Here is a 22,092-nt window from a genome sequence, read left to right on the forward strand (position 1 = left end):
GTTGTAAAGTAACCAACTTATAAAATTTGAGCTTTTAACTCAATCAATAAGGCAACTAAAGTTGCCAATCGGCATTTGACCCGGCTGTCCGTATGGCCTTGACTTCCCTAAGAAAGTGGTCAAAATTATCTGCTGGAAAGACTCACGATATATAGAATATTAGCTTTCCAATTAAATACTCACTTATATTATCAGCATATAATTAAAATATCAATAGAAAAAATAAATTTTTTACAAAGTTCGACTACAGGCCAAAGTGAAATACCAATTTTATGCGGATAAGAATGACTGAATGATGGCATTTTGAGGGGCTTCATAAATGGACATATTGACCTGGTGGTAAAAGGAACCAACTGTTAAAAATATGTCGTTAAGGAATCATATTAAAAACCATATGAAAGAGTGCTTGTTCTGATTGTTTGTTCTTAAAACGAAGCTCCTTGCATTACATATTCTTTCTAAACGAAAAGAATACTAAAAGGAAAACAAACGAGGGAAAAATGGAAACAAGTAAAAAGGATATGACCAATCAGAACTTATCCATTCTGATATGGAAACTGTCAGTGGGGTCTGCTTTAGCATGGGAAATATCGAAACTGCTAGGATCAGATCATCCTTATTTGGCGCCGCTTTCAGTCATCCTGACCATCCAATCAACGATGGATAAGACGGTAAGTCTGTCAATCAAACGGGTAATAGGAACGGTTATTGGCATTTTCGTTGCTGTTTTAGTTGCAAGCCATTTGACAGTAAATGGCTGGAACTTAGGACTATTGATTTTATTAGGGTGCTATATAGCAAAATTTTTAAACTTTGACAAAAAGGTTCTTCACCAAGTAGCGCTTACCATTTTATTTGTTTTTGTATTCGAACACCAAACGAAGCACTATGCCATAGACAGAATAAGGGACACGCTTATCGGGGTGCTTACCGCAGGTGTCATCCAGTTAATTTATTCGGGTCTGATTGCTAGGAAAAAAATAACGTAGTCCCCAAAAAACGCCTCGCGCCTACGAGGCGTTTTTGCGGTGATACCAGTTAAAGAAGCTGCCGGCTTCCTCTTTGGGTACCCCAAATAATTTGTTCACATACAGCGGCTTCGCTTTATTGGAAAAAAGAAGTGTGGCGACACCAAATTTTCTCTCAATCCAGGAGTGCTGGACGGTAATTTGCTGGATTCGTTCACGGTGGGTGACGAACGTTTCATTGGTGAAGCCGCCTTTACGGATTTGCACCGTATTACCATAGCGGATATAGCTGGTAAACCAGTAGTCCAGCACACGGTCGAATATAGAGAGGATAAAGACAATGGAAGCCATCCACAGCCACGTGCTTTTAAAAATGAGCAAGCCTATAATGACAAGGATAGTCAAATAATAGGGCTGCAGCAGCTTAAGCCACAATACCTTTACAGGGAAACATTCCATCTGTTCGACAATCCGGTACTCAGGCAGCATTGTTTGTAAAATCCGGTAAGCCTCTTGCTTTGCCATAAACGGATAAAGTGAACTGGTTTCTTGTTTTTTCTCATCTTCCAAGCTACCGGCGCTGATTAGTTTAATTGATACCAGCCCAAGCATCCGCTTCAAAATTGACTGTTTGACCACCACGGCTTGCACCCGGTGTTTGGAAATCGAAAAACTGATAAAATTACCTGCTCCCTTTTCAATATAAATTCGCTCCTGGTCATCACTAATCACATAGTTCCCGTATTTGATGTACGTTTGGATAAAACCAACCACAGTGGATAACGCAAGAGTAGGAATAAGGAGAACGATCAGCATCCACCAGTGAAGGAATAAGTAATCCAGGGCATTCTTCGCTGTTTTTTCAATTTCGAAAAAGTCAGCTAGGTTAAAATATATGGTACTGACAATCGGAAAAATCGCTAAAAAGCTTAATGATGTAAAGGAAGCCTTTACTAAATCCTTTTTTGTGGAGCGAAAATGTATGGTTCTGCCAGTTGTCTTACCAAGATTAGGGGCCTCAGACGCTTCATCTAAAACCGTTTTTCCCTCCAAATGAAGAAGTATCCGCCGTTTCTCTTCCTCGGTGATGACTGGAAAGTGAAAGGAAGAATTCTCGCCGCTTGTGCCAGTTTCAAGCGTCAAAGTAGTCAGGCCAAACCATCGGTGGACGAAGGTGGTATTTGACTTTTGGTTATGTTTCCGGTCAAATGGCATACTGCGCTGCTCTTTTACAAAAACGCCCTCACGGAACACGATGGTGTCCCCAACGATTTCATACTGATGGAGTAACCATTTTAAAAAGCTCCAAATGGTAGACATTCCCAATGCAAGGAAAAAGAGATAGCGTCCCCATACCACCCAGGCGGAGGTGGAAGACGCCTTCAAAACAAATAAAAACAGAATGACAGCAGATGAGCCTTTCACAAAGGAAATTAAATCCACCAAAATGATGGCAGGGTGATAGCGGTTAGCTCCGTGAGTCATGCGCCCGTCTCCCCCTCCGCCAAATCATTTTCTTTTATTTTGCATACATCGCAATTTTGTCCTTTAGGTGTTTGGCTTTTTCAGAAGGAATCGCTGGTATGTTATGGCTCGAAGTGGTGGTGCCGACCTCAAAGCTATATAAGTTATATCGTCGCATAATGGGGGCCCTGTTTTGATCGGACGTATTCCACTTTTTCCATTGGTATGAGGGTATGCTTCTCATATAATCTTCCATGTTTATACTGTATAAACTGCTGGTCTATATTGTATCGCCAGGTTTTTTGCAAATAGACAGGTTCAATCAAAATTGAATATAAGGCAGATAAAAGTAACAGGCCACCTATTATATAAAGTACGACTCCGATCCAATCATACCAGTCAAACTTCTTGCTGCAGAAAAGCAGAACGGCCATGAACACTAATGCAGACAGATGGCCGATGAAATTCGAAATACGCCAAACTTTTACAGCATGGGATGAAATTTTTTCTGTTGGTTCACCTATAGGCAGGTACATTTTTCTCACCTCAAAACCTTATACGTGAATCCTTTTCCAAAAGTTTCATTAACTATAAGTAAATCTCACCATTCGCTAAATTTTTTCATTTAATTCCATTAGATTATAGGCATGTAACTAGTCTCAGCATACACTTCGACATAATTAAACATTAAAATAACTAAATATTACAAAAAAAGACATGGAAATAGGAAATATTACCTTGTATAATAATGGATGATTAGTAAAAAAGTTTTAATATTTTACATTTTATGTACATAATCTAGACCGATGGAGAATATTGGAGAATTATTGCATAGTTGGAATCACGTTTCTCTATGATTACTTTTCTACTAATCTTGAATAAACGGCCTAATATTATTTTTTAAAAAGGCTCTGTTAAACAATAATGTTGATTTTTTTAACACTGTTGATTGGAGCGGAAGGCGCTCGACTCTTGCGGGAGTACGGGGTTGGGGAGACCCCGCAGGCGCTTTCAGCGCCGAGGAGGCCTCCCTGGCACGCCAGCGGAAAGCGAGCGACTGTAGCGGAAATCAACAGCCAATTCAACAGAGGCACTCATGAAAAAAATTTGCACCATGAGGTATGAAAATAAGCGAGCTTGTTTATAATGATTGGTCTTTTAAACTCGCTTATTTTCAGGGCAGCCTTTAAAAAAGGAGGAAAATACTATGAAAAAAGGCATTTCGATTTTATTTTTGACGGTGTTATTATTATGTATTGGCACACCGGCATTTGCAGCTGAAGATAAGGATGTTAAAGAGGCTCTAGCATTAATTGAAAAGACAAACACAGAGATAGATGAAAAAATTAAAAAAGCAGTGGAAAGAGCAGATTCCCTTCAGGAAGATTACCTTCGTGATGTTCGTAAGATTGAAGCAGGAGACCAAATCATTAAATTGGAAGATGAAAAGGGGAAAGTCCTGACTGATTTAAATGGTGCTAAAAACGATGCTGATAAGGCAAAACTAAGTCAAAAGCTGAATGAAATTAATGCAAAAATGATAGAGGAACAAGCTAAAATAGAGGCAAAAATGGCAGAAATTGAACAAGAAATTAGTGGAGTAACTGCACAATTGGGTCCGACAGACGATAAGGATACAAAAAAACTAGAAGACAAACTAAATAGACTCAATGCAAAGCTAAACGAAAAGGCTACTAAATCGCAAGAAAAAACACAAAAGTTTACGAACGATCTGGATAAAGTCATTACGGATGTTTACAATGATACATTTAAAATTTCAGCTGAAACCATCAAAAGAGCAGCTGCAAAAGGTGTTCAGGCGGAATGCAGCTGGAAGCTTGTTCGATTTGCTAATAAGTGGGTATGGATTGATCCGATAAGAGTAGTCGGTTGTTAATGTTGATTTATAACTGACAATTTAGAATTATATGTTGTACAATGAAAACGAGTTCTATTATGGGCTCGTTTTCATTGTACAAAGGTGGGATACTATGGAAGGATTTACGATCGGAAAAAAGGGCGTTTTTTTAGAAACAGTTAAATTTGAGAATAATTTAGAGCTGAGTCTATTATCTCGTGGGAATGGTGTTGAAATTATTCAGCAGACAATTGAAGAGGGAAAATTATTTTACGTGTATCCCAGTGAAAATGCGAGCTCTCTTGAATTTTATTATATTTTATCGGGTCAAGTCATTTGTGAACTGGATACAGAAAAGCTTACATTAGGTCCTGAGGATTATTTTTCTGTAAGAGGCCTCAATAATCCCATTTATTTTACCGCCCTATCGAAAGTGACCTTACTGTGTGTCTTTACCGAACCAACCTTTGTACATATTAGTAAGGATATTTCCGCACTTAAGGAGATCACCAAACAAGTTGAATTAAAGGATAGATATACTTATAAACATAGTGACCGAGTGGCTGAATACTCGGTGAAAATAGCGAAGAAGTTGAAACTGGGTAAAGAACAACTGGAGAATCTGGCGGTAGCAGCAGTACTGCACGATATTGGAAAAATCCATGTTCCCAGTGAAGTTTTAACTAAACCAGGCAAACTGACAGATGAAGAATTTGAACTTATTAAGAAGCACCCTGGAGACGGTGCTGAAATGGTGAGGGACTCTTTTTATAAGGAACTTGCACCTATTATCGAACAACATCACGAAAGGTTAAACGGAAGCGGCTATCCACATGGCCTTTCTGGAGAGGAAATCCTTTTGGAAGCTAGAATCATAGCGGTTAGTGACACATTTGATGCGATGACGGAAGACCGTGCCTACCGCAAAGCATTTAAAGAACAAATAGCGTTAAATGAGCTTAGAAGACTTGCTGGGTCCCATTACGATAAGGAGGTTGTCATGGCCTTTGAGCAGATTCTAAAGGAAGAGGGCCGAATAAGCTAATAAAAGTAGTTAATTTTTTTTGAAAGAACATAAATATATAAGTATATAAAAATAGAAATATGTTATAGATTGAAAGTTGATAGAAAATTTGTTAAACTAAGAAAAATGAAAAAGGCTATGTGTGACTGGCGAACGCGGATAAACCGTGAGGGAGCACATAGTGTCGATTGCCGTTCGCCTGGGCAGAGGTAAGGGAACCACCCCTTGCCTCTTTATGTTTAATGGGAGGGGATAGTCAATACAGCTTTTGTTAAAGTGTATTGGATGTAGACTTTCAAGGTTAATGTAAGATGAAGGATTTGGCTTATGTTTGTGAAATTTATAACTATCTTCAAATAAAAGAGGGATAAGAGATGAGTACAGTAGTGGCAGACAAATTAAAAACCATCAAACCATTAAACAATATCGCAGATAGCGGCCTGAAGGTATTCAACCAGGAACAATATGTCGTTGACAATAACTGTGAAGATCCAGATGCTATTGTTGTTCGCAGCTTCAATATGCATGCAATGGATTTCGGTGCCAATTTAAAGGCGATTGCACGGGCGGGCGCTGGTGTCAATAACATTCCAGTCGACAAATGCACGGATCAAGGAATTGTCGTATTTAATACCCCTGGTGCCAATGCGAATGCCGTAAAGGAATTGGTGTTGACCTCTCTGATGGCATCTTCCCGCAACCTTTACGACGGAGTGGCATGGACCAAAACCTTGGCCGCTGAGGGCGACAAAGTTCCAAAGTTGGTCGAAGCAGGAAAGAAGCAATTTGTCGGAAAAGAAATAAAAGGTAAAACACTTGGCATTATTGGTTTAGGTGCCATTGGAGCATTGGTTGCAAATGATGCACTTGATTTAGATATGGAAGTAATCGGTTTTGACCCATTCATTTCCGTGGATACGGCTTGGAAACTGTCTCGTAATGTCCGTCGTGCGATGACGATTGAGCAATTATTTGCTGAATCCGATTATATTACCGTCCACGTGCCATTTACGAAAGACACGGGTGGCATGTTCAATAAGGAAACGTTCAGCATTATGAAGGACGGCGTTTACATTTTGAACTTCTCACGCGGTGAGCTGGTTAATGAAGACGATATGGCTGAGGCACTCGAAAGCGGGAAAGTAGGTAAATTTATTACCGACTTCCCGAACGAAAAGGTTTTAAAAATGAAAAATACAATCTGCACCCCGCACCTTGGTGCATCTACCGAAGAGTCAGAGGAAAATTGTGCAATCATGGCAGCACGTCAGGTGAAGGATTTCCTTGAAACGGGGAACATCCAAAATTCAGTTAACTTCCCTAATGCGTCTTTGCCGTTTACGGGTAAGCGCCGGGTAACGGCTTTCCATCATAACGTTCCAAACATGGTCGGCCAAATCACGTCTGCCATTTCCAGCTATCACTTAAACATTGCTGATATGGTCAACAGAAGCCGTGGGGGCTACGCCTATACCATGATCGACATTGATGAAAAAGTAAATGGTGAAACGATTCCTGGATTACTGGCAAAAATTAACCAAATTGATGGCATTGTGAAAGTGCGCGTTATTTAAATTTAAATTTAAATTTTAAAAAGAAGGGGACTGCCCCTTCTTTTTTGTCTGCTACCTCGGCTTTTCTCTAAGACAATGGCAGGAATTTTGTTTGAAAAGGTAGAACGAAAAACAGATGCTTGGATTGCTCGACTAAACGTGAATGGAGATAACCCATGATTATTACCAGTAAAGAATTCGAAGTAAAAGGTGTCCATTATCACATTCGTTCGGCGCTGGAATCGGATGCCGAGCAGTTGTCCGCGCTAAGATTGCAAATTGATGAAGAGACAGAGAACCTCGATAGAGGACCGGGGGAGGCTTTTATCGATGTGCCTGGATTTAAACAAATCATTCAGGATTGTCGGTTTTTCAAGGTGCGAAGGAAGCAGCTTAAAGCGATTTGCCCATAAAGTAGAGTTTGGAATATGTATTTTAAAAGAATATTGGGGATTTGGAATCGGGAATCATTTATTAAAAGAAACTACCTCATGGGCGGACACCAACTGTATCACAAAAATAACGCTGCATGTATTGGAGACAAATGAATCTGGCATTCATCTATACAAAAAACATGGTTTTGAAATCGAAGGGGTATTAAGAAATGACAAACTTCTTTCCGACGGGAAATACTATCATACCATTGTTATGGGCAGATTTAAGGGGGACGTTCTCCGGTTACAGAATTAAACCGGGAGAACCGTCCTCACATTTCATATTAGAAATCAATATTGTCAGGGTCTGGTCCGATGCGATGGTTTTCGTTAAGGGAGTTAATTCTCTCCATATCATCCACGGTTAATGTGAAATCGAAAATACTGGAATTCTCAACAATTCGATGTTCCTTAGTAGACTTGGGGATGGTGACGACACCGTTTTGCAAGTCCCAGCGCAAAATAATTTGGGGGACCGTTTTGTTATATTGATCGGCGATTTCTTTTAATACAGGATGATCCAATAATTGGCCTTGCATCAAAGGAGACCAGGCTTCTAACTGGATACCATGTTCTTGACAGTACAACTGTACTCCTTTCTGGGTCAATTTTGGGTGATATTCGACTTGATTGACCATTGGTATTACTTCGGCGTCCTTCATCAAGTCTTCTAAATGGTGGACCTGAAAATTACTTACCCCAATTGCTTTTACTTTTCCATGCATATATAGAGTCTCCAGTGCCTGCCACGCTTCTTTATATTTGCCTTCCACTGGCCAGTGGATTAAGTATAAATCAAAATAATCAAGACCCAGTTTTTTTAAGGTCAAATCATAGGCAGCAAGGGTGGTCTCGTAGCCTAAGTCGGAATTCCAAACTTTAGAGGTAACAAACAGTTCCTCTCTTGAAATGCCCGCCTCTTTCATTCCTTCCCGGATGGCCTGTCCGACACTTTCTTCGTTCCCGTAAATGGCGGCTGTATCAATGCTCCTGTATCCATGTTTAATGGCAAATTTCACCGCATTGACCAGTTCAGGACCTTCCTCTACTTTAAACACCCCAATACCAAACCAGGGCATATTGACACCATTATGCAAAGTAACTGTATCTTGTAAGTATTTGTTCATGTTTAATAAACCTCCGATTGTTCTTGTACATAGGAAATAAAGCTATGGTTTTATTACTTCTCTTATTTAATACCGTCAGATCCTACAAAAATAAGGACTGAAAAAGTACCACATATCGGCCGATATTCTTATGCAGCTCTTTGGTTCTGTTTTGGCCCTCGAGCCTCGAGAAAGCGTCCAAAGCCAGTAAGGAGTACGGCTGCAAGCACCATGAGGGAGCCAATCCAGGTTGTGTGAAGGAGTCCAATGGAGTCGGTCACAATGCCACCCAAGAAGGAGCCTATGGCAATGCCGGCGTTAAATGCCGCAATATTGACCGCTGAAGCCACATCCTCCGCTGCTGGCACATATCGCTGAGCTAATATAACTACATAAACCTGCAAACCAGGCACATTCATAAAGGCCATCAACCCCATTAAAAAGATGGTGATTAAACCGGCTACTTTAAATGGAGCAGTAAACATCAGGATAAATAGGACAATTGCTTGTACGATAAACATATAGAATAACGCTTTAAGCGGGTTGCGATTCGCTAATTTTCCACCCGTTGTATTGCCAATGGCAATCGCAACCCCGTAAATAAGCAAGATTACGGCCACTGTTTCTGCTTTAAAGCCTGTGACATTTTGAAGTAATGGGGTTAAATACGTAAAGACGACAAATGTACCCCCATAGCCTAGAGCTGTAATAAGGAAAGTAAGCAGCAGCCGGCCATTTGTAATTAATTTGAACTGATCATTTAGGGTTACTGGGTTTCCTTTCCGCAAATTTGCAGGAACAAGAATACTATTGGCCAACAGGGCAAACACACCAACAGCTGCAATGATGATAAAGGCGACTCTCCAGCCCATTTGCTGTCCGATAAATGTTCCCAATGGGACACCTGTAACGGTGGCAACTGTGAGTCCCGTAAACATAATCGAGATGGCACTGGCCCTGCGATTTTCAGGTACTAAATCAGCTGCAATAGTTGAGCCGATTGACATAAAAACACCGTGTGAAAAAGCGGAGATTATCCGTGCGGCAAGCAGCACCCCGATACTGGAGGAAGCTGCAGCTAGACTGTTTCCTAAAATGAAAATCACCATAATCCAAAGCAATAATGCTTTTCGTGACATCCTCGACGTCAGGGATGTTAGAATGGGCGCACCTAATGTCACGCCTAAGGCGTATAAAGATACGGTCAAGCCTGCGGTAGTGACGGGTTTGTGTAAATCCTCAGCAATTAACGGCAGCAGCCCGACGCTGATAAACTCGGTTGTTCCTATAGCAAAAGCACTTATTGCCAATGCAAGCAATGCAAAGGTGCTTTGTTTGTTTTGAAAAGACATAACTTTTCCTCCTTGGTAAAATTGTGATATAGGATAAAGAGACTCCGTTAAAGTAAACTATACTCATAATGGGGTATAATCAAATCCAACTGGCAAATGCTATTATGTGATAAATAGTTGTTATTAGGAAGTACGCACTTTAAAGTAATATAGGTACCTAAAAGTGATATAGGTACTTTTTAGTGCCTATCAATATAGGAGGAAATCTGCATGAAGCAAAAGAAATACAACATATCCGTAGAAGCTACACTTGAAGTGATCGGGGGAAAGTGGAAATGCGTGATTTTATGCCATCTGACCCACGGAAAAAAGCGGACCAGTGAACTGAAACGCCTCATGCCGGATATCACCCAAAAAATGCTGACCCAGCAATTACGTGAATTAGAAGAAGACGGAATCATTAACCGGATTGTTTATAACCAAATCCCGCCCAAGGTGGAGTACGAATTGAGCGAGTATGGCTGGAGTTTAAAAAGTATATTAGATGCCCTTTGTTCCTGGGGGGAAAAGCATATCACGAAAGTTTATGGTGATAAGTTTGCTGTCTTAGAAGAAAATGTATTGAACGAACATTTAAAGTAAGGGAATATACGGCTATCAAGCATAAAAAAAGTGAAAGATGCACTCCTGCCCTTTCACTGCTTTCTTTTGGTTCGCATGCCCTTTAGCTTTGTTATTTGTTCCTGGTCGAGGAAATCTTCATAGGCTTTGCTGTTAACTTCATAAATCGCAATTTTTCCTTGTTCGTTGTAATGGATTCCCCAGCCATAATTTTTGACCAATGGTGAGGCTCTAAAACATGCTTTTGGCTTTGAAAAGAATTGCTCTCTCAGCTCATCGAGGTAATCTGATTCAATTTGGTTCTTGATTAAATGTGTCTTAAACTGAACTTCTTCCTGCGTATATTGGTAAGGAGCATTCTTGAGTAGATCATATTCAATCGAAGCAATCGTCGGTTTCCCATTCCTTGGCACAGGAACAACACCAGAAGAAAGGTTCGAATCGTCCGAAATAGTGATAAAGGTATCCTTATAACTCATAAAATCCCCCTGTACACAAACTCGCTAATGTTCACATTATCTTTATTCCTCAAAAGATTGGCCCACATACTTATAAAATAAAAAATAGAAAAGCGGGGCCTGTCCCCCGCCTCAGTAACGCATTAACGCGCCGGGGGACAGGCCCCCGGCGCGTTAATGCGTTAAACTTTTATGCATGTTGTCGTGTTGCTGCTCGTTTTGCCCAGCTGAGGGTGAGGAAGAAGCAGCCGAGCAAGATAATGGTCCCGAACATAAAGGGGAGACTCATATGCCAATCGAACAGGGTACCCGCTAATGCAGGACCGATCATGTTCCCCAAGCTCATGTACGAGTTGTTCATTCCAGCGGCATAGCCTTGTTCGCTTCCAGCTGTTTTGGAGATGAGTGTGTTAACCGCCGGGCGGATTAAGGTAGTCGCTGTGGAGAACAAGGTCGCAACGAGTAAAATGATGAAAAATCCGCTGACATATAACATGCCGAACATACTTAATGCTGCTAAGAGTAAACCAAAAAGAATGATTTTCATTTCACCGAACAGGTTGAACAGCTTATCCAATGCAAAGGATTGAACGATGACACCGACAAAGCCTCCAACTGTCAGAACAATCGCAATGTCATTTGGGGTGAAATGGAATTTATAAGTTAAGAACATCGACAAAGTTGATTGGAAGTTGGCAATCCCGAATGAGAAGACAAACACTACGATTAATAACACAAAGTAGCTTGTCTTAAAGGATCGAGCCATCTGTTTTAACAAATTGTCGCCCTTTACTTGTTCTTTTACCGAAGGCTTGATGGACGGCAGGATCACCAATGACAGGATTCCTGCCAATACGGCGCCTGAGCCTCCAAAATAAAACGGGAAGTGCAAGCTGACATTCGAAAGAAAGCCGCCGATTCCAGGACCAATCATAAACCCTAAAGAAATAGCGGCCCCAATCCAGCCCATTGCTTTTCCCCGTTCCTGAACGGTGGTAATGTCTGCCGCATAGGCCATGACTGGCGGCACGATAAAGGCAGAACCGACACCGGTAAAGAACCGGCAGACAAACAGCATCCACAAATCCGTCGACAGGCCAAACAAGATTTGAGATAAGCCGTTTACGAAGAGACCGAAGACGATTAAATTTTTCCTTCCATAACGGTCGGATAAATTCCCTGCTACCGGTGAGAAAAGAAACTGGGCAAAGGCGATAATGGCGATGATAAACCCTAACGCCTGACCGGCCGCGCCAAATGTTTTAAGATAACTCGGCATAACTGGTATGATCAGTCCAACCGCAGTAAAGGTCATAAACATGTCAAACATCAATAGAAACAATGCAAATTTATTAGATCTCATTAAAGACTCTCTTTCTTATTTATTTCGAATTCCTAATTATTAGGTTCTGGATATGAATTATACAGCTGATTGTACGGTGAAACAATAAAAAACTACGCAGTCTATTAGGAATGAGTAGCATTAAATAGCAATAGTCTGCATCCAATAGTCGCCGAGTGGATCACTGAAAGAGTTACTCTTAATGTAAGGAACCGTTTAAAATAAGAAGAAAATATTAGTAGAAAATTACCAGTTATTTTAGATCACGTAAAGAGAATTAACAGAAACAAATATTTTAATATAATATTATTTGCTGCATCCAGCAATGCCTCAATAATTAAAGATAGATATATATTTCATTGCTAAAAGAGTTCAATTTAATAGAGTGGACCTTGTAATCCTAACTTTTATCCGTTTTATAACCATTTAAGATGTACAACATCAATAGGACTGACAAAACTTTTCTATCAGAAAAGGTCAATAAACGCATTGTTTGTGAAAAATTATATTGTTTATTATTATTTTATTCCCAAAATAGTCCTAAAATATGATAAATTATTACTATATTCTACTTGTAAAGTCGAATATAGTAATAAAGTTATAGAAAAAACTTATAGAAAAATCTCTTATTTAAATCTAGAGGTGATGGGACATTGATCAATCAGATTTTGTCGGTTACGGAGGCTTGGCTCTGTATGGAGTTAGGCGAGGAAATCCTACATGAAAATTCTTACATTTGGGGAAAAGCAGAAACAACGCCTTTAGATGATGTAGAGTTAATTAAAAGATGGTTTAAATTTGCACAGCAAAACGCCGTTATTCCTAAGCATTTTGCACTAGAGGTTTTCACACTGCCGAATCCAGATAAATTTGAAGGGGACGAAATGCTGGTCCTCTATCAGGAAGGCCAAGTATGGTTTGGTTTTCCATTAAGTCGGTTTACTAGTTTCACGAAAAATTGGAGTCAAAAAGGCCTTGTAGACTTTTTACAGTTGCTCTTTCCTGAAAATCCCTATTTAGGCACTGAACAGGATGTGGGTTCTGAGTACAGGGAAATAGACGAAAACAATCTATTTAACGAAGACACGCTCGAAGAGAATCCTACTGATGATGAATTCAACGAAGATGGCTTTGATGATAATGAATTCAACGAAGATGGCTTTGATGATAATGAATTCAACGAAGATGGCTTCGATGATGATGATTTTAACGAAGACGCCTTCGATGATAATGATTTCAACGAAGACGACTTTGATGAAGTTGATTTAGATGATGAGGAATTATTATATACCTTGGATGAATTAGATCAAACTTCTCAGGAATTAGTTGAAGATGATTCTACTCGTGTATTGCAAGAACTTATTAAAGGGATTAATTCACAGCTGGACGATAATTTACACATAATTGAGGAATGTGTGGAGGAAGCCATCCAGCTTAGCGCCAAACAAATGGGTTCGAAAAAATTGGTACGGTTGGTTTTACAGGTAGAGGAAAAATTAAATGACCTAAAGACAAACCTCTCCGATTCTATAGAAACAGAAGAGGTATAACAATGGAACTCACGGAACTTGTTAAGAACTATAAAGTCTTTATTGATACTAGTACCTGGATGTTCCCGAACTCAGAGAATTTTTTGACATACCAACTGCCTCCCATATTGTTGGAAACAAAGGAGCACATTAAAGTGCCGGTACGGATTGTCGAAGAAGTTAATCGCTTGATGAAAAGTGAAGATAAAGAAAAACGGCACAAAGCGAAGAAGGCTGGCAATCACCTGAGAAGCTACTTTAGTTACAATATAGCGCGTGCCTATGGTACAAGTAACGATCCGTTTGCCGACCAAACCTTTTTATATGTGTTTCAACAATTTCGTGTTAAACATAACCTGGCACTAATCACCCAGGACAGAGGTTTGGCGCACGATATATTGAACCTAAATAATCAGCGAGCGGTACAAGGGAAAAGAATTTATGCATTTCGGATCAATAATGCTGGAAAACTTGAACAGTGGAATGAGGAACGTCTCTTTCATGCAAATGTCAGAACGGAAGGAAGTAAACCAGCTGCTGTTGTTTCTACAGCTGATCCAGTAAGAAGGAATTTACAACAGTCACTTAATCCTAATCCTGATAAAGTATTTAATCTCGGCACTAAAGTGGTGTCGGAGAAAGAAAACGTCATGCCGGTAGCCCAAGTTCCTGATGTCAATGAAACCGTCTATTCTAGCCGGTTTGGCTCACTTCAGCTCCAGGAAGAGTTAGGAAGCGGCGGTGAAGGGAAAATCTTCTTAGCCAGCAATGGGATGATTTGCAAAATTTATAAAAAAGAACGGATCACCCATGAAAGATTTTATAAGCTGAAAAGAATGCTTGAAGTACCAATCGAGAAAGCCGGAATTTGCTGGCCAAAGGACATTATTAAAAATGGCCGTAATGAATTTGTGGGATACATAATGGAAAAAGCAGATGGAAAGCCGATGCAAACGGCCATGTTCCAAAAACCTGTTTTACAAAAAAACTTCCCTCATTGGACAAGGAAGGATCTTGTTCAGCTTGTTATCAGTATTCTTGGAAAAATTATTTATCTTCACGAAAGAAACATCATTATTGGCGATATCAACCCGCTAAATATTTTAATAAAAAATGAGAAAGAAGTTTATTTTGTCGATACTGACAGTTATCAAATTGAGAATTATCCTTGTCCGGTTGGTACGATTAACTTTACACCCCCAAATCTTCAAGGAAAGAATTTTTCAACCTTCTTAAGGACATTTAATGATGAATACTTTGCTGTCAATACACTTATATTCATGACACTTTTGCCGGGAAAACCGCCATATTCTCAATTGGGTGGTGGTTCACCGGGAGAAAATATAAAGAAAATGGATTTTCCATATCCATGTGGGGAGAAAGGAAAGGGGACAGCCCCAGATGGTCCATGGAAATACATTTGGAGTCACTTGCCTTTCAAATTAAAAGAAGCACTTTATGATACATTTACGGGCGAAAAGCGGGCAACACCTGAAGAATTGCGGGATCTGCTCGTGGAATACCGCCAGCTTATTACCAGGGGGAGATTAAGTGATGATTTATTCCCAATCGGTCATAAGATCCCTGAAGGGAAAGAAGCTACGCTGATTTGTACTGATAAAAAGTGCCAGAACCCGCATGTAACGGTGCATATTGATTTTAAAAACAAGATTGAAAAGCGCGGCGTGAAGTTTATTTGCGATGATTGCAAAAACAGAAGGAAAGCTGAGAGGCAGGCTGCGGAATTGTGGAATCTTTCCAACCCGCAAGCACAGCAACAAGAAACCAGGAGTCCGGTTTCTGGTCATAGGAGTCAAGGTACAGGGGGGCCGCGTCCTAATGTTACAAATTCCCATACCCAACGACCCCAAAACACTGCCCAGCCCAATCGGCCGAAGCCAACCAGGACAACGGTAAATCAGTCCGGGCCTGTTAAACAACAGACCAAACCGTCTGGGTCAAACCAAACTCAGCATACATCATCCATTCTGGATAGCTTTATTAGAATATTGAAAAAATTGTAGTAGCTTAAGGAGGAAACAAAGTGGCTTTTTCACAAGAAGAATTTATGCTGTCAAAAATTGAGTTAGAGGAAAACCCATCGCCAAGGGTCCCTATTTGCTTGGTCTTAGATACAAGTTATTCCATGTATGGAGAACCAATAAAAGAATTAAACAATGGAGTTAAGTTGTTTATGGATTCAATCCGGCGGGATGATATTGCAAGTGCATCAGCTGAGATATCAATGGTGACTTTCGGTGGAACCGTAAAGCAAGTATTTGATTTTGGCAGTATTCACCGTCAAACAATTCCACATCTAGGTGTTGAAGGAGTCACTCCAATGGGAGAAGCTGTCAACCTTGCTTTGGATTTATTAGAGAGAAGAAAGATGATGTACTCACAATCGGGTGTAGACTACTATCAGCCTTGGATTGTGATCATGACCGACGGTGCACCAACAGATGATATCGCACGGGCTGCCAGCCGCACCTCAGATTTGGTCAATAAGAAAAAATTGACCATTTTCCCAATTGGAATTGGGCCAAGTGCTGACATGAACACGCTGAAACAGTTTTCCCCGAAAAGACAGCCATTAAGATTAAAGGGCCTGAAATTTGTAGAATTTTTTGAATGGTTAAGTAAGAGTATTTCGATGGTTTCCAAATCTACACCAGGCGAAGAAGTAAAACTTGATGTAGCTTCCATTCCGGACTGGGGATCACTGTAAAAAGGACGGTAGAGATGACCATTACACATTGGAAAATAGCGCATGCGCAAACAGCGGGTAGAAGCCATATCAAAAATAACACTCCATGCCAGGATTTCACCTTAACAATGCAGCAGGATGGGACAACCATTTTGCTGCTGGCTGATGGTGCTGGATTTTCTCCCACCTCTCATATTGGAGCAGAGGCGGTTGTAAGAAAAACAGCAAGTCTTCTCCATGAAACATTTGATTTTTACTACCTTAACTTGGATGAAACGGAAGTAAAGAAGCAATTGATAGAAACTTTGTGGAAGGAATTTGAGACGTTAGAAGGATACGATGGAGATGTAAAACAGTATGCTTCCACATTATTATTCGCGGCCATTAAAGGAGACCAGTTTCTTGCAGGACATCTTGGAGATGGAGTAATTGGTATTGAAGCGGAAGGAGAATTAAAAGTCCTCTCATTCCCAGAAAACGGACAATTTGCCAATACCACCTATTTTGTGACAACTGAGGAATCATGGGAACATTTGCGCTTATACAAAGGAACAACGGAAAATATAACCGGATTTGTACTCATGTCGGATGGTTCTGCAGAATCGTTATTCAATAAACGGGAAAAAAGATTAGCACCAGCCATCAAAAAGATGCTGGAATGGCTCAGGGAGCATCCAAACCAGAAAATCCAAGATGTACTATCTGCTAATCTTGATTCCGTCATTAAAGAACAAACCCATGACGATTGCAGCCTTTCAATTGCTAGTTTGGTAAAAAAGGAACCAGAAGAATTTGTAACCGCGGCGGGAGATTATCTTAATGATTTCAAGGGAATCCGGTCCGATTTACCTGTGAAAAGTCATGAGGAAGAAGTAATAAGCGAGGACCCAATTGAAGCAATCGAAACCGTCAGTCATGACATCTAAGGAAAGGTGATGTCGTGGATACTTTAAAAAAGATTCGATTTATCGATCCAAAAGTGATAGTAAAACTTGATTCAATCTTCCTGCTGCTTAGTCTTGCTTATTTAGTCAATTACTTTCGCTATCAATCTTCCTTCAATGGAGAAGGGTATTTAATTATTGCGGCGGTGTCGGTCCTAAATTACTTTTCAAAGAAAAGGAAGAACAGTGTTTTGGCGGCATTAGGATATGGCTTCACCGCTTATCTGGTTATTTTTCAGCATATAGAAACGGGGGGCGCATCGTCCCTCATATGGCTGCCATTTATCCTGTTTTTTGCTGCCTTGTTTTTTAACTTTTCCAGTACGTTTATAAGCGGCTTCCTGCTGGGATATTGGATGCTGCTTATTTATTTCACTTCTCAATCAGAAATTAATGGCAGTATTTTGGGCCTATTCGAAAATGCGTTTAGCGTTCAAGCCCTTTATAACGTGACGCTGGATTATAAATTTTTGCTTTTAACGGGTCTTATTGTATTTTTATTTTCAAAACTGATTCAATACAAACCGATATCAAAAACCATGAAATTTTCACAAACATGGCTGTTGTTATCAATTCCTTTTGTCATCTTTGCTGTCCAGAGTGATAGCTTTGAAGAATTGAGCATGCAATTCAGTGTATCGGCTATTTATATTCTTCTTGTTTGGTTTACCAATGCTTCCATAAAGAACAACAATAGTTTGTTTAGCTCATTTGCCTATTTCATTCTGACATTCGTCCTATGCTACTTCATAAAGCAAGTTTATCAAATAGAAAATTATTACTTTATGTTGATAGTACCGCTCGTTATTTTAATTCTAGTTAACTTTTTTAAAATTAACGCACGTTTTATGGTGGGATTTTTTCTAGCTTTCTGGCTAAAAAATGCCATTCAATTGTGTCAGTCCATTGCGAATGAGGAAATCATTACATTGCGGAACATATTTTCGTTAAGCGGTATTCAGGGTTCGGTTAAATATTTATGGATATATTTGGTGGCCGGGATTCTGTTTATGCTAAAGGGGAAAATTCTTGAATCGATTATTAAGTATTTAGAAAAGGTCAGTCACTTGCAAAAGGCAAAAAGGAAGACAAAGACAAGCGAATTTACTACTTGGGAAGATTTGTAATAGAACTTAGAGGTACAGTTATGGACTTATTAAAAATTACTAATCAATATAAAATCTTTATTGATACCTGTATTTGGATGTATCCGCCTTCGAAGGAGTTTCTGACTAAAATACTTCCTGAAGCATTGTTTGTCAGAAAAGCTACAGTTAAGGTACCACACAGAGTCATTGAAGAAATCAATAGGAAACTGGGAGATAAGGAGCGGGAAGTAAGGAGGCGGGCAAAATTTGCTTCCAAGATGATGAATCTTTATATAAAAGCAGGTCTTGCTCAAGTATTAGGAGATGATGATGACCCCTTCACTGACCAGACCATTTTATATGTATTTCAAAAATACAGTGACCGACACTATTTATGTTTATTTACCAGGGACCGAAAATTAGCCCAGGATGTTTATCATCAATCCAAACAAGGTGCCGTAAAATCAAAGAATTTCTTATTGTTTGGGATTGCTCCTGATGGAAGTGCTTATCAATGGGAATTTGATAAAGAAAATGTGCAAACACCTGTTATATTTCAATATCAAAACAAGCGAAAAGAAGAACCGAAAAGAAACGAGGAAATAGTTACTCAGCTTCCAAACTCCTTTCAGTTTCGATTGGCGACTAATGTATTACGTGAAAAGGATGAGATAACTACATTAAAAAATGGTTCCTTTTTTATAGGAGAAAAGCTTGGGGTGGGAAACCACGGACAGGTATATAGGCTTCAAAGTGGATTTGTTTGTAAAATCTTTAACCCCCGGAAGCTTACGGAGGATGTACTGCAGAAGCTGTTGGAAATGGTAAAAAGGCCAGTTACGGACAACGCTATCTGTTGGCCTGTCGATTTGGTTTTTAACAGCCAAAACGAATTTGCGGGATATTTAATGAAGGAAGCGAAAGGGACATCCCTTCAAAACGTTCTAAAGAACAAGCAGGTTTTCCTTAAGAGGTTTCCTGATTGGGACCGTAAAAGTCTCGTAGATCTGAGTTTAAACTTACTTCGGGCTGTAGAATATCTTCATGAAAGAGGTATTGTCCTAGGAAATGTAAATTTGGATAATGTGTTCATTGAAAATGAGAAAAAAATATCATTTATCAATACCGATGGATTTAAAGTTGGGGCTTTTCCTAGCGACCTGCCGCTCGTGAATTATACGCCTGCCGAGATGTTGAAAACGGGAAAAACAGAATTGTGGACAATAGAGCATGATACATACAGTGTTGCGGTTGCACTGTTCCAAATTTTATTGCCGGGAAAAATCCCTTTTTCCTTTCAAGGCTCAGGTATAAAGGGCGAACATATTTTGAATAGGAGATTCATCTTTCCTTTTCAGACGCCTTATATTCCAAAGTATGAACAAAGCGTTTGGCATACAATTTGGGCAGTGCTCCCGTATCACCTGCAGCAATTATTCCATGATACATTTATAAATTCGAAGTTCTTTCCCATTTCCGTATGGGAAAAAGCATTAAGATTTTATAAGGATAGCCTGAAAGCAGACGAGCTACCCGTTCAGGTTTTTCCTAATGGATTTGAACTTTTAGCTGAAAAACATGTTCACGCTAAATGTGATGTATGTAAATCCGTTTATGTCATTACAAAACCAGAAAAAGAAAGATTGGAAGAAATAGATTCTCATCTCATATGTGAAGCGTGTTATCACGCATATATAGAACCAAACGTCTTCCAGCGGCAGGAAAAATCTAAGGATTCATTTCGATGGAACGAACAAGTTTCTTTCTTAGATGCATTAGCAGCCTATAAAAATACGATTTAGCCGGGAGGAGAAGCGGGATGGATTTTAAATTCCAAAGTGAAGAATTATATGCAAACCCGGCGGCAAGGTTACCGATTTGCCTTGTTTTAGATACGAGCGGATCCATGTCGGGGGAGCCAATTGAAAGGTTACGGCTCGCCTTACAAAACTTTATTAACGATATATTACGGCATGATGTGGCCAGAGCTACAGCAGACTTAGCCGTTATTACGTTTGGAAAAAAGGTAACGACATTAATGGATTTCCAAAATGTAAAGCCAAAACTTTCTTTACCGATACAAGCCCATGGTCAAACCCCGTTAGGAGATGCGATGACGCTCGCTTGTAACCTAATAGACCAACGTATAGGAATCTATCAAAGTACGGGAGTTGAGTACTATAAGCCATGGCTTGTATTTTTTACGGATGGTGCACCGACAGATGATATTGAATTATCTGTTAAAAAAACAGTGAATGCCTATCAAAATAATAAATTGGTTATTTATCCTGTTGCTGTCGGGGATTATGCTGATTTAGAAGTATTGAAGCGCTACTCACCCGATCATCCACCGTTAGTCATGGATGAGATGAAATTTGAAGATTTCTTTTCATGGTTAAGTGAAAGCGTTCAAAGAGTATCTGAATCTCTTCCAGGTGAGCCGGTGGACTATGGGGTGCCAGATAAGTGGCACCATATGGATGCTAAATAATCAACACATATACTGCAGGTGAGATGTTTGGAAGAGAACTATTATGCCATTTTAGAAGTGGATGTATCTTCATCGTTTGAACATATTAAAAAAGCTTATTTTCGGCTAATCAGAAAATATCCTGTTGAGCGTTGCCCGGATGAATTTAATCGGATTCGGAACGCTTATGATACGTTAAAGGATGCAAAAATGAGGCAGGAATATGACTCAAAGCTCCTTTATGGACAGGAAATGGAATCTTTGAGAAGTGAGGGGCTGGATGCCTACCATAATCATGATGATTTTTACAAAGCCAGTGAGTGCTTTAAAAAGTTACTGGTTATTGAACCTGGTTTATCGGATATAAGAAATTTTTATGCTCTGTCCCTTTTCTATATTGGAGAGGAGGATAAGGCCATTCGGCAATTTCAACGGTTAATTCAGATAGAGCCGGATGATTTTACCTACCAACTCAACTATGCAAAGGTATTAGAGGACGTCGGACCAGAGGAGGAAGCCTTACAGCAGTTTAAAAGGATTTATTTGCTGTTCCCCTCTAATATAGAGGCACTTTTCGCGCTTGTAGATCACCATATAAAAAGAAAAGAGTTCCCAAAAGCTTTGAGCTTGCTTGACAAAGAAATTAATAATGAAAAGCAAGAGGGGATGCACGTCTACTATTATTTGAAAAAAAGAATCCAACTGTCCGCTGTTTTAAAAGAGAAAGGCTTGCTTACCAATACCATTCAGCTTATTCAAGAATTTTTAAAAGAGAAACCAAATGAGAAAGAGAGTGCCCTTTCAGACCTGCTAAATGTGGGTTTAGATTTATACAAACAAAAGAAGTACTCACTAGCCCTAAAGGTTTTTCAGTTTCTAGCATCAAGTAAATATGATTTTCCAGATATTGATAGCCTGGTTAATGAGACGGAAGAAAGAGCGATTGTTTACGATGAATATGACAGGCTTGAAATGGAGAAAAAGGTCGTTCCCTCTGTTAAGCAAGTCCTAACCGTGTATTTATTTGGCGATGAAGTTAGCGAAGAGGAGTTTGAACAGCACAGCCAAAGAGCATTTGAAAATTTCACTTATGATGTCGAGAACTACCCGGAAGATACCTTGAAATCAATTAACAGGATTATGATCAAATATCCTGCTTTATATGATTGCAGAAAAGAGCTATTTGAACACTATGCGAGTGAGTGTCAAGAAAATCTTGTATAAGGCATGACGA

19 protein-coding genes, 1 pseudogene and 1 riboswitch are annotated in these 22,092 nt (G+C 39.7%); of the genes and pseudogenes, 14 read left to right on the top strand and 6 right to left on the bottom strand.

Features of this window, described 5'->3' with window-relative positions; genetic code table 11:
- Window positions 1-500: 500 nt before the first annotated feature.
- On the top strand, window positions 501-989 hold the full coding sequence (locus tag BN2425_RS12730) for an FUSC family protein (protein ID WP_052352855.1): 489 nt from the start codon (window positions 501-503) through the stop codon (window positions 987-989).
- Between the two features lie 21 nt (window positions 990-1,010).
- On the opposite strand, the gene BN2425_RS12735 is transcribed toward BN2425_RS12730, so the two are convergent.
- Together BN2425_RS12735 and BN2425_RS12740 are read right to left on the bottom strand one after the other, a co-directional pair.
- Entirely contained in the window at window positions 1,011-2,453 is a 1,443-nt protein-coding gene (locus tag BN2425_RS12735; protein ID WP_042459961.1) for a PH domain-containing protein, read from the bottom strand.
- A 143-nt stretch (window positions 2,454-2,596) separates the two neighbouring features.
- Window positions 2,597-2,968 carry a PH domain-containing protein gene (locus BN2425_RS12740; protein ID WP_235714627.1) on the bottom strand — a complete coding sequence of 124 codons (372 nt, stop codon included), beginning with the start codon at window positions 2,966-2,968 and terminating at the stop codon, window positions 2,597-2,599.
- Between the two features lie 671 nt (window positions 2,969-3,639).
- Between BN2425_RS12740 and BN2425_RS12745 the strand changes: the two genes are divergently transcribed.
- The 4 genes and pseudogenes from BN2425_RS12745 to BN2425_RS12760 all read left to right on the top strand — a co-directional run bounded on the left by BN2425_RS12745 (window position 3,640) and on the right by BN2425_RS12760 (window position 7,557).
- Window positions 3,640-4,329, top strand: coding sequence for a hypothetical protein (locus tag BN2425_RS12745; RefSeq protein WP_042459964.1), 690 nt, complete (start codon window positions 3,640-3,642; stop codon window positions 4,327-4,329).
- Window positions 4,330-4,423: 94 nt separating this feature from the next.
- Entirely contained in the window at window positions 4,424-5,335 is a 912-nt protein-coding gene (locus BN2425_RS12750) for an HD-GYP domain-containing protein (RefSeq protein ID WP_042459967.1), read from the top strand.
- A gap of 111 nt (window positions 5,336-5,446) precedes the next feature.
- A riboswitch (ZMP/ZTP riboswitch) is annotated at window positions 5,447-5,526 on the top strand.
- A gap of 162 nt (window positions 5,527-5,688) precedes the next feature.
- Window positions 5,689-6,888 (top strand): phosphoglycerate dehydrogenase, encoded by a 1,200-nt coding sequence (locus BN2425_RS12755; RefSeq protein ID WP_042459970.1) that lies wholly within the window; start codon window positions 5,689-5,691, stop codon window positions 6,886-6,888.
- A 155-nt stretch (window positions 6,889-7,043) separates the two neighbouring features.
- Window positions 7,044-7,557 (top strand): annotated as a pseudogene (locus BN2425_RS12760) (N-acetyltransferase family protein).
- A gap of 28 nt (window positions 7,558-7,585) precedes the next feature.
- Here the strand turns inward: BN2425_RS12760 and BN2425_RS12765 are convergent.
- Together BN2425_RS12765 and BN2425_RS12770 are read right to left on the bottom strand one after the other, a co-directional pair.
- Window positions 7,586-8,428 (bottom strand): aldo/keto reductase, encoded by an 843-nt coding sequence (locus BN2425_RS12765; protein ID WP_042459973.1) that lies wholly within the window; start codon window positions 8,426-8,428, stop codon window positions 7,586-7,588.
- Window positions 8,429-8,556: 128 nt separating this feature from the next.
- Window positions 8,557-9,759 (bottom strand): MFS transporter, encoded by a 1,203-nt coding sequence (locus BN2425_RS12770; protein WP_042459976.1) that lies wholly within the window; start codon window positions 9,757-9,759, stop codon window positions 8,557-8,559.
- Between the two features lie 210 nt (window positions 9,760-9,969).
- Here BN2425_RS12770 and BN2425_RS12775 point away from each other — a divergent pair, with 210 nt between their 5' ends.
- Window positions 9,970-10,341: a winged helix-turn-helix transcriptional regulator gene (locus tag BN2425_RS12775; protein ID WP_042459978.1), complete on the top strand. Its 372-nt coding sequence runs from the start codon at window positions 9,970-9,972 to the stop codon at window positions 10,339-10,341.
- A 53-nt stretch (window positions 10,342-10,394) separates the two neighbouring features.
- Here BN2425_RS12775 and BN2425_RS12780 read toward each other — a convergent pair whose 3' ends face one another.
- The gene (locus BN2425_RS12780; RefSeq protein WP_042459981.1) at window positions 10,395-10,799 is read right to left on the bottom strand and encodes a DUF6157 family protein; all 405 of its coding nucleotides are present in this window, start codon (window positions 10,797-10,799) and stop codon (window positions 10,395-10,397) included.
- Between the two features lie 169 nt (window positions 10,800-10,968).
- Window positions 10,969-12,141 carry an MFS transporter gene (locus tag BN2425_RS12785; RefSeq protein ID WP_042459984.1) on the bottom strand — a complete coding sequence of 391 codons (1,173 nt, stop codon included), beginning with the start codon at window positions 12,139-12,141 and terminating at the stop codon, window positions 10,969-10,971.
- Between the two features lie 632 nt (window positions 12,142-12,773).
- Here BN2425_RS12785 and BN2425_RS12790 point away from each other — a divergent pair.
- Genes BN2425_RS12790 through BN2425_RS12825 form a run of 8 tightly spaced genes read left to right on the top strand, consistent with a single transcriptional unit; the run spans window position 12,774 to window position 22,082 of the window.
- Entirely contained in the window at window positions 12,774-13,670 is an 897-nt protein-coding gene (locus BN2425_RS12790) for a hypothetical protein (RefSeq protein ID WP_154663502.1), read from the top strand.
- Between the two features lie 2 nt (window positions 13,671-13,672).
- Entirely contained in the window at window positions 13,673-15,673 is a 2,001-nt protein-coding gene (locus BN2425_RS12795) for a hypothetical protein (RefSeq protein WP_052352857.1), read from the top strand.
- A gap of 20 nt (window positions 15,674-15,693) precedes the next feature.
- Window positions 15,694-16,377 carry a vWA domain-containing protein gene (locus BN2425_RS12800; RefSeq protein WP_216628808.1) on the top strand — a complete coding sequence of 228 codons (684 nt, stop codon included), beginning with the start codon at window positions 15,694-15,696 and terminating at the stop codon, window positions 16,375-16,377.
- 14 nt (window positions 16,378-16,391) lie between these two features.
- Window positions 16,392-17,282 carry a PP2C family serine/threonine-protein phosphatase gene (locus BN2425_RS12805; protein WP_052352858.1) on the top strand — a complete coding sequence of 297 codons (891 nt, stop codon included), beginning with the start codon at window positions 16,392-16,394 and terminating at the stop codon, window positions 17,280-17,282.
- A gap of 14 nt (window positions 17,283-17,296) precedes the next feature.
- A complete protein-coding gene (locus BN2425_RS12810; RefSeq protein WP_042459986.1) occupies window positions 17,297-18,427 on the top strand; it encodes a hypothetical protein in 1,131 nt (376 codons plus the stop codon).
- Window positions 18,428-18,447: 20 nt separating this feature from the next.
- Entirely contained in the window at window positions 18,448-20,190 is a 1,743-nt protein-coding gene (locus BN2425_RS12815) for a hypothetical protein (protein ID WP_042459989.1), read from the top strand.
- 17 nt (window positions 20,191-20,207) lie between these two features.
- Window positions 20,208-20,879, top strand: a complete 672-nt coding sequence (locus tag BN2425_RS12820; protein ID WP_042459992.1) for a vWA domain-containing protein — start codon at window positions 20,208-20,210, stop codon at window positions 20,877-20,879.
- Window positions 20,880-20,906: 27 nt separating this feature from the next.
- Window positions 20,907-22,082 carry a J domain-containing protein gene (locus BN2425_RS12825; RefSeq protein ID WP_042459994.1) on the top strand — a complete coding sequence of 392 codons (1,176 nt, stop codon included), beginning with the start codon at window positions 20,907-20,909 and terminating at the stop codon, window positions 22,080-22,082.
- Window positions 22,083-22,092: the final 10 nt, after the last annotated feature.

Source organism: Neobacillus dielmonensis (genome assembly GCF_000612665.1).
Lineage (GTDB): Bacteria > Bacillota > Bacilli > Bacillales > Cytobacillaceae > Neobacillus > Neobacillus dielmonensis.

What these genes read in the sequence shown, in the direction of transcription:
- BN2425_RS12730 (WP_052352855.1), top strand. Translation starts at nt 501, where the DNA reads ATGGAAACAAGTAAAAAGGATATGACCAATCAGAACTTATCCATTCTG.
- BN2425_RS12735 (WP_042459961.1), bottom strand. Translation starts at nt 2,453, where the DNA reads ATGACTCACGGAGCTAACCGCTATCACCCTGCCATCATTTTGGTGGAT.
- BN2425_RS12740 (WP_235714627.1), bottom strand. Translation starts at nt 2,968, where the DNA reads ATGTACCTGCCTATAGGTGAACCAACAGAAAAAATTTCATCCCATGCT.
- BN2425_RS12745 (WP_042459964.1), top strand. Translation starts at nt 3,640, where the DNA reads ATGAAAAAAGGCATTTCGATTTTATTTTTGACGGTGTTATTATTATGT.
- BN2425_RS12750 (WP_042459967.1), top strand. Translation starts at nt 4,424, where the DNA reads ATGGAAGGATTTACGATCGGAAAAAAGGGCGTTTTTTTAGAAACAGTT.
- BN2425_RS12755 (WP_042459970.1), top strand. Translation starts at nt 5,689, where the DNA reads ATGAGTACAGTAGTGGCAGACAAATTAAAAACCATCAAACCATTAAAC.
- BN2425_RS12765 (WP_042459973.1), bottom strand. Translation starts at nt 8,428, where the DNA reads ATGAACAAATACTTACAAGATACAGTTACTTTGCATAATGGTGTCAAT.
- BN2425_RS12770 (WP_042459976.1), bottom strand. Translation starts at nt 9,759, where the DNA reads ATGTCTTTTCAAAACAAACAAAGCACCTTTGCATTGCTTGCATTGGCA.
- BN2425_RS12775 (WP_042459978.1), top strand. Translation starts at nt 9,970, where the DNA reads ATGAAGCAAAAGAAATACAACATATCCGTAGAAGCTACACTTGAAGTG.
- BN2425_RS12780 (WP_042459981.1), bottom strand. Translation starts at nt 10,799, where the DNA reads ATGAGTTATAAGGATACCTTTATCACTATTTCGGACGATTCGAACCTT.
- BN2425_RS12785 (WP_042459984.1), bottom strand. Translation starts at nt 12,141, where the DNA reads ATGAGATCTAATAAATTTGCATTGTTTCTATTGATGTTTGACATGTTT.
- BN2425_RS12795 (WP_052352857.1), top strand. Translation starts at nt 13,673, where the DNA reads ATGGAACTCACGGAACTTGTTAAGAACTATAAAGTCTTTATTGATACT.
- BN2425_RS12805 (WP_052352858.1), top strand. Translation starts at nt 16,392, where the DNA reads ATGACCATTACACATTGGAAAATAGCGCATGCGCAAACAGCGGGTAGA.
- BN2425_RS12815 (WP_042459989.1), top strand. Translation starts at nt 18,448, where the DNA reads ATGGACTTATTAAAAATTACTAATCAATATAAAATCTTTATTGATACC.
- BN2425_RS12820 (WP_042459992.1), top strand. Translation starts at nt 20,208, where the DNA reads ATGGATTTTAAATTCCAAAGTGAAGAATTATATGCAAACCCGGCGGCA.